The sequence below is a fragment of the Thermosulfurimonas dismutans genome, from assembly GCF_001652585.1.
Lineage (GTDB): Bacteria > Desulfobacterota > Thermodesulfobacteria > Thermodesulfobacteriales > Thermodesulfobacteriaceae > Thermosulfurimonas > Thermosulfurimonas dismutans.
Map to the genome: position 1 here is coordinate 62154 of NZ_LWLG01000010.1, position 7245 is coordinate 69398.

The 7245-nt window shown below is 50.3% G+C and carries 7 protein-coding genes; 2 read left to right on the top strand and 5 right to left on the bottom strand.

Annotated features, from left to right (window positions below; genetic code table 11):
• Positions 1–7 precede the first annotated feature (7 nt).
• Together mutM and TDIS_RS07150 are read right to left on the bottom strand one after the other, a co-directional pair.
• Entirely contained in the window at positions 8–817 is an 810-nt protein-coding gene (gene mutM, locus TDIS_RS07145) for a bifunctional DNA-formamidopyrimidine glycosylase/DNA-(apurinic or apyrimidinic site) lyase (protein WP_068670783.1), read from the bottom strand.
• Entirely contained in the window at positions 810–1871 is a 1062-nt protein-coding gene (locus tag TDIS_RS07150; RefSeq protein ID WP_068670785.1) for an AI-2E family transporter, read from the bottom strand. Before TDIS_RS07150 ends, mutM begins: the two co-directional genes overlap by 8 nt.
• 45 nt (positions 1872–1916) lie before the next feature.
• Here TDIS_RS07150 and TDIS_RS07155 point away from each other — a divergent pair, with 45 nt between their 5' ends.
• On the top strand, positions 1917–3179 hold the full coding sequence (locus TDIS_RS07155; protein WP_068670787.1) for a hemolysin family protein: 1263 nt from the start codon (positions 1917–1919) through the stop codon (positions 3177–3179).
• Positions 3163–4380 carry a hemolysin family protein gene (locus tag TDIS_RS07160; protein WP_068670789.1) on the top strand — a complete coding sequence of 406 codons (1218 nt, stop codon included), beginning with the start codon at positions 3163–3165 and terminating at the stop codon, positions 4378–4380. Before TDIS_RS07155 ends, TDIS_RS07160 begins: the two co-directional genes overlap by 17 nt.
• Here the strand turns inward: TDIS_RS07160 and TDIS_RS07165 are convergent.
• The 3 genes from TDIS_RS07165 to TDIS_RS07175 form a co-directional block, all read right to left on the bottom strand.
• Positions 4377–5048 (bottom strand): hypothetical protein, encoded by a 672-nt coding sequence (locus TDIS_RS07165; RefSeq protein ID WP_068670792.1) that lies wholly within the window; start codon positions 5046–5048, stop codon positions 4377–4379. The genes TDIS_RS07160 and TDIS_RS07165 overlap by 4 nt on opposite strands.
• Positions 5027–6613 carry a tetratricopeptide repeat protein gene (locus TDIS_RS07170; protein ID WP_068670794.1) on the bottom strand — a complete coding sequence of 529 codons (1587 nt, stop codon included), beginning with the start codon at positions 6611–6613 and terminating at the stop codon, positions 5027–5029. The genes TDIS_RS07165 and TDIS_RS07170 overlap by 22 nt, the downstream gene beginning before the upstream one ends.
• The coding region (locus TDIS_RS07175; protein WP_153303802.1) for a sigma-70 family RNA polymerase sigma factor at positions 6570–7245 on the bottom strand (676 nt) is incomplete at its 5' end. The genes TDIS_RS07175 and TDIS_RS07170, both read right to left, overlap by 44 nt.

Genomic DNA, 7245 nt, shown 5'->3' on the forward strand with positions numbered 1-7245 from the left:
AAAAGAGCTAGGGCAGGGACTGGCACTTCGGGCAGAAGGTAGTCCCCCTAGTGGCCACTACTCGGTATTCCAAAGGGGTACCGCACCGTAGACAAGGACGGCCTCTTTTTCCGTAAACCAGGTGTTCTTCCTGGAAACGACCGGTCCGTCCTTTACCGTCCACGTAGTTCCTAACGGACGATCCTCGAAGCTCTATGGCCCGAAGAAGAACCTCTCTCATAGTGGAGTAGAGTCTTTTAATCTCCTCCTGGGAAAGGGTGGCGGCCGGTCTTTCGGGATGAATTCCGGCCCGAAACAGGACTTCATCGGTATAAATGTTTCCTAGACCGGCAATTTTTTTCTGGTCAAGCAAGAGGGCTTTTATCTTGCGGCGAGAAGAAAGAATAAGACGTTCAAACTGGGAAGGAGATATTCCCAAGGCATCCGGGCCCAAAGAGGCGTAGAAGGAATGCAGAGCCAAATCTTTGCGAGGTACGGCCTCCAGCCAGCCGAATTGCCTCAGATCGGCGTAAAAGAGGGTGCCCTTATCAAACTCAAAGATCACATGGGTGTGAGGTGGGGGAAAGCTCTCTTTGAGTATGAGGGAACCTGTGAGGCCTAAGTGAACAAGAAGAACGCTTTCTCCGAACTCAAAGATGAGGAGTTTCCCCCGACGAGAGATGGCCTCAAGGGTTTTTCCGAGAAGTAGCTTTCGAAAAGCCTCCTGGCCGGGTCGTACTATTTTTACAAGGAGAACCTTTAGATTTCGGAGCTGGGCACCAGGAAGTCGCGAAGCAAGATCCCTTTTGATAGTTTCGACTTCTGGAAGCTCAGGCACGTTGCAGAACCTTCAAACGGTAGATCTCTATTAGAGAAACGGAAAGGGAAAGGATAATGGGCCCCAGAAAGACTCCCAAGATACCAAAGGTCTTGAGCCCCCCAAGGATACTGAAAAAGAGGAAAAGGTTGTGGATTTCAGTGCGAGAGCCCACTATAAAAGGTCGGATGATAGAATCTATCTGGCTCACCACTAGGGCACAGTAAATCAAAAGAATCAAGGCCTTAAAGATGGCCCCCTTGATCAGGAGATATATGACGATAGGCACCCAGACCAGGGCCGTGCCCACGATGGGCACGAAGGAGGCCGCGGCCGTAAAAAGGCCCAGGAGAACCGGAGAGGGAACCCTAAGAACGAGATATATAAAAAGAGCCGCCAGCCCCTGAATCAGTCCGGTAAGGATACTCCCGTAAAGGACCGCAAGTAGCACTTCCTGGACTTTGCCGGCGATCCTTTCGGTCTCCTCGGGAGAGGTAGGAAGAAGGCCCTTCACTTTTTCAAAAAATTCGTCCCCATCCCTAAAGATATAGAAAAGGGTAACCAACATGAAGACCAGATTTAGGATAAGCTGAACGGTGTTCTTGAAAAGGGCCTTGCCCTGGGTAAAGAGAAACTGTCCGGTATTGGAGGCCACCGTGGCCAACACCTGTTTAACCTGGTTCTCAAAGGGAGAAAGCCGTTCAATGATCACCTTTACCAAGGCGTGAAGCCGAGGATGAACCTCAGAGGAGGGAATTAAGGCTTCGGGACCCCGTTCAAGGAGACTTTTACCCCCCCGAATGAGGTCAAGGGCCTGAGCGGTAACCTCGGTGAGAGCAAAGCTTACCGGAATCAGGATAAATACCACTACCGAAATAGTAAGAATCAAGGCCGAAAGTCCACGACGCCCGTGGAGTTTTTTCCTGAGAAAGCGGTTGAGAGGAAAAAGGAAAAGAGACAGAATCACCGCCCAGGAGATAGGCTGAAAGAAGGGTAAAAAAAGCCGAAAAAGAAGGGCAAAAACTATAAGGGTTAAAAAACCGGCCAGGAGAAGAGACGCCCATTTAGCATTCATGGTATTATCTTTTTACCGGATAACTGAGAAGGAGGAAAGGGTTAGTTGGATATCTGGCTAGTGCCAGCAGCGATAGTATTTTTTGTCTTGCTTTCCTCTTTTTTTACCTGCTCGGAAACGGCCCTCTTTTCTTTGAGTCGCATAGACCAGGCCAAGCTCAAAAATCATCCCCGAGCCTCCTGTCGACTGGCTGCCGAATTACTGAGAGATCCTCAAAAGCTACTCACCACCATCCTCATGGGAAACGAGATCGCGGATATCATCTCTTCGGGCCTTACAAGCTGGTTTTTCCTTAAAACTTTTGGTCCGTATGGAAAATGGCTGGCCTATCCCCTAATAACGGCCGTACTTTTCGTTTGGGGCGACCTCTTTCCCAAGGTCCTGGGGCTGAAATTCCGGGAAAAAGCGGCCTGTCTCCTCTCAAGACCCCTTCTTGCGGCAGAAATTTTACTGGCCCCCTTACGGATACTCCTCCTTTCTCTGGCTCAAACGATTTTCCGGGTCTTCGGTCTCACCACCGTCTCCCCCAAATCCGTAACCGCCGAGGAGGAAATAAAACATTTGGTGGAAAAGGCCTACCTGTCAGGGGCCCTAGGCCCTCAGGAAAGACTTTTCATCTATAGTCTTTTTGAGTCCGAAGAAACTCCGGTCTCGGCTATCATGACTCCTCGTAAGGATATCTTCGCTCTTGAAGACCAGAAAATAACGGAAAATCTTCTCCATACCTTAAAGGAAATACCCTTCCACAAAATTCCAATTTATCGGGAACACCTTGATAAAGTGGTCGGTATCCTCTACGTGCAGGATCTCTTAAAGGCGCGCTTGCACACAGAGATCCACAAACTCTCCGAACTAAGTCGCCCGGCCTTCTTCGTACCCGAAAAGACCAGGGTACGTAAATTGCTCGAGGAGTTTCAGAGACGCCGGATAAAAATGGCCCTCGTGGTAGATGAATACGGACACATCAGCGGTCTGGTAACTCTGGAGGATGTGCTTGAAGAACTTTTCGGAGAAATTTATCAGGCAAGGGAGAGCAAGGAGCCCCTGATCGAGAAGTTAGGCGAAGGGATCTATAGAGTGAAAGGACGGGTTCAAATAGAGGATTTCAACCGCGAGACCGGGGCCCACCTGCCGGCAGAGGGATTCCGGACCATGGCCGGCCTAGCCCTCCATCTCTTTCAGGAACTCCCCAAAGAGGGAGATGAGGCCAAGGGCTATGGCTTTCGTTTCCAGGTAGAAAAAATACAGAAAAACCGCATTGAAAGTCTAATAGTAGAAAGGCTCGAGGGAGATGAAGCTCATCTCTAGTCTACTTTTCATTATTTTTCTTCTAGGAGAGGCCTTCTTTGCAGCTGCGGAAATAGCTCTCATTTCTGTCGGAGAGGCCTGGCTCCATAAGAACGCCCGGAAAAATTTTGGAGCCAGGGTGGCCCTCATACTCCTGAAGGACCCCGAAAGGCTGCTGGCCACCACCCTTCTCGGTCTAAATCTCTGTGTGATAGCCAATGGGGTCTTCACCACCGGCTTTCTTATCGAGTTCTTCCCGCAGCATGGAGCCTTTATGGCCCTCCTAGGCCTCCCTCCGGTGATGCTCCTTTTCGGCCAGATTATTCCCAAGAATCTCGCCCGGGAAAAGGCCGAAACCCTGGCCCCGATCCTGGCCCCTCCTCTCTATCTGGCCTCACGCCTCCTGTTTCCCCTGATATTCGTAGTCTCAAAACTGGTAAAAAAGACCCTCGAAAATTTGGGACTCTCTGAAAGGCCCATTCCTTCTATGCTAAGAGAAGAATTGAAGGGTTTACTTGTATCCGGAGAAGAACTAGAACCCATGGAGAAGGCCGCTTTGGCCCGGCTTTTCGAATTTTCCGGGAAGACCGTAGGTCAGGTTATGGTCCCTCTGGTAAGACTCAAGATGCTTCCGGATCGTGCCCGGGTAGAGGAAGCCTTGCGCATATTTGCCCATTACGGTTTTTCAAGGATTCCCGTCTTTCGCGGAAGAGTTTACAACATCATAGGAGCGGTTCGGGCCCAGGATCTTTTGGATGCCCCGAAGGATGGTCTGCTTTCGGCCTATATCCAAAAGGTCCCTTATATTCCGGAATTCAAGCCTGCCGCAGAGACCCTTTCCGAAATGCAGAAAAGCGGCGAGGACTTCGCGGTGGTAGTGGACGAATATGGAGCCGCAGTAGGTATCGTCACCCTGGAAGATCTGGTAGAGGAGATCCTAGGTGACTTCTGGGACGAGCTGGAAATGGAATTGAAACCTTTTATCAAACTCGGTTCCGGACACTTTCTGGTAAAAGCCTTTATGGAAATAGAAAAGGCCAGGGAGATAGGCATAGAGCTTCCTCCAGGGGAGTACGAAACCGTGGGAGGCTTTGTCCTCAAAATAGCCGGCCGGATCCCGAAAACAGGCGAAAAGTTTCGGCATAGAGACTGGGAAATAAGGGTGAGAAAAGCCACCCCTATGGCGGTGGAGGAATTGGAATTTGTGAAAATATCCCGTTAATCAGCCTTTATATCGGTAAATTCCGCCACCTTCAAGGTAAGCCTTTGGTAGGGCAGTACCGGTCGGGGAGGTGGAGCTTCAAAGGCCAAGAGAGGTTCCTTTCTTTTCCATTTAAATTGAATGCTAGCGTGAAAAAGAGGGAATTCAAACAGGAATTCTTTCCCGCTTACCTTTTCCTCAAACAAGCCCCTCTTGCGATAAGAAATTTTAAAGACTGGAGGTTGACCTTTGACCGTCAGTTTATAGCCTTGGCCGAGCCTGATCGAGGCTCGGTTTTCAACTTTCCATTGTAGGGTCGAAGGGAGTTTTCCCTGAATGAGGTAAGACCAAAGCCGGTTCAATTCCGGACAGGGAGGTTCCAAAAGCACATGGTAGGCCTTGCCTTCCACATAGGAGACCAAATAGAAGCCATCAGTCTGTACCCATAAGGAAAAAAGAGGGGCTCCCAAAAGGGAGAAGCCTTCCACATAAAGCGTCCTTTCTGAACTTATAATCACTGCCTTTCCGGAGAGCTTTCTGCCAGGAGCACAAACCCTAAAAGTAACCAAAGCCTTAAAAGAAGGGGACTCCTCCGTCCAGACCTCTGGCGGGAGCTGAAGGGGACGTCTAGCACAGGCAAAGAGGAATAATAAAAGTAGAAACAGGCTTAAAAGTTTTCGCCCCGGCACGCAGAAACCTTTTTCTCGATACGTTCGCGATCCCGGCGGTGTTTAGCCCTTTTCAAGGCCTCCTCATAGCTGCGACAGGCCTCCTCCATGCGACCTAAAGCCTTGAGAATGTCTCCTTCATGCTCCCGGATAACGGCATCCTCCGGAGAGAGTTCAACCGCTCTTTTGATTTCCTGAGAAGCTTCTTCCAGTTTTCCCTGTTTGAAAAGCACCCAGGCCAGACTATCTACAATATACCCGGCCTCCGGCATGGTCTTTAAAGCCTTGCGGATATATTGCTCAGCCTCGGAAAGATTCTCTCCCAGCTCGGCATAGGTATAGCCCACGAAGTTGAGAACCACGGGATCATCCGGATCCTCTTCAAGGAGGGGTTCTACCAAACGTAAAGCTTCTCGAAGTTTTCCGAGACAAGAGAGGAGGAGCCCTTTAGCAAGGATCAAGTCCCTGTTTTCAGAAAAGCGAGCCAACCCCTTTTCGGCAAAGGCAAGGCCCTCCTCGCAACGATCTAGATCTTCGGCCGCAGTGGCTGCAAAAACAAAGATCTCTGGATTGTCCTCTACCTCCCGGGTGATCTCCTTGAGATATGCCAGGCCTTCTTCCGGTCCCTTAAGGTCCAAGATCAAGGAGTATGTTCGACGGACAGCCTCTGTAAAAAAGAGGCTGTCCCTGGGAATTTGCCGATAGAGCTCCAAGGCCTTTTCTTGCTGGCCTTCCTTTTCGAAGACCAGTCCCAGGAAAAAGAGTGCCCGCGGATTCTCGGGGTCCTGCTGGAGGGTTTCCTCCAGCAAAGAGCGAGCCTCCGACCACTTTCCCTCCGTCAGAAGGATCTCGAGCAAGGCCTGTTTAACATGGAAATCCTCGGGATTCTTTTCAAGATAACGGCGATAAAGATCCTCCGCCTCGGCCAAAGCTCCAATCTTTTTCAGAAACTCTCCGGCCTCTAGAACAACCTGAAGTTTCTCCCCAGAAATAGAAACCGCTTTCAGATAGGCCTCCTTGGCCTCTGAAGTACGTTCGGTCCTAGCCAAAAGGCGGGCCTTCAAGAGCCATAGATGATGGGCTTCGGGATGGATCGCAAGCAAACGTTCCACCGAGGAAATGGCCCCAGAGAGGTCCTTCTCGGAAAGATAGGCCTTTATCAGAAGCCCCAAGGCCCTTTCGTCCTGAGGGGACCTTTCGAGAATTTTTTCCAAGGTCACGATAGCCCTGGCAGGTCTGTTTTGAGAAAGGTAGACCTTGGCCAAGAGGTAAAGGATGTCATCGTCTCCTGGAGAAAGTTTAAGGGCCTTGCGGGCTACAGCCTCGGCCTTATCGTATTCCCCAAGTCGGCCATATATCTCTATCAGAATCTTTCGAGGATAAATAGCCTTTGGATCTTTCTTTATGGTTTTGAGTAATTCCTTTCGGGCCTCGTAGAGCTTTCCCTCCTGATAGGCCTTCATACCCGCCAGGAAGTGATAATAAGCCTCGGCACGCTCCGCAGCTGAAACCTGAGAAATCAGAAAAGCCAGACAGAAAAGGCTAAGCAGTAGCGCCTTCAAGGGCCAGCGGATAGTTATGGGCATCCGGCAACCTCTCCTCCAGATATTTGCGGAGCTTCCTGATTAAACGCTCCTCTATCTGTCTTACCCTCTCCCGGGAAATACCAAATCGCTTTCCGATTTCCTGAAGGGTAAGGGGTTCTTCGGCAAGAAGCCTCTCGTAAAAGATCACTTTTTCCTTGTCTTTTAAGGTCTTACCAAACTCATGAAGGATCTGTGAAAACCGGGAAAGAACCTCGTCCTTGGCGATGCGATCCTCGACCGAAGGCGAAGGGTCCGCCAGGAAATCCCGGTAGGTATCCTCGGAATCCTCCTTAATTGGAGATTCCAGACTCATATCCGAGGCCGCAAGCCTCTGTTCCATCTCGATAACTTCCTTTTCCTTGACCTTGAGCCTTTCAGAAAGGAGCTTCGGCGTAGGCTTAAAACCCATGGCCTCCAGACGCTCCTTTTCCTTCCGCAGGTTGTAAAAGAGCTTGCGCTGGGCCTGGGTGGTTCCGATTTTGACCAGCCGCCAGTTGTCCATGATATATTTGAGAATGTAAGCCTTGATCCAGAAAGAGGCGTAGTAGGAGAACTTAACCCCCCGGTAGGGGTCAAATTTGCGAACCGCTTGGAGCAACCCCAGATTCCCCTCCTGGATGAGATCCAGGAAA

Coding starts and splice junctions, on each gene's coding strand:
- TDIS_RS07150 (WP_068670785.1), bottom strand. CDS start 1,871: ATGAATGCTAAATGGGCGTCTCTTCTCCTGGCCGGTTTTTTAACCCTT.
- TDIS_RS07160 (WP_068670789.1), top strand. CDS start 3,163: ATGAAGCTCATCTCTAGTCTACTTTTCATTATTTTTCTTCTAGGAGAG.
- TDIS_RS07170 (WP_068670794.1), bottom strand. CDS start 6,613: ATGCCCATAACTATCCGCTGGCCCTTGAAGGCGCTACTGCTTAGCCTT.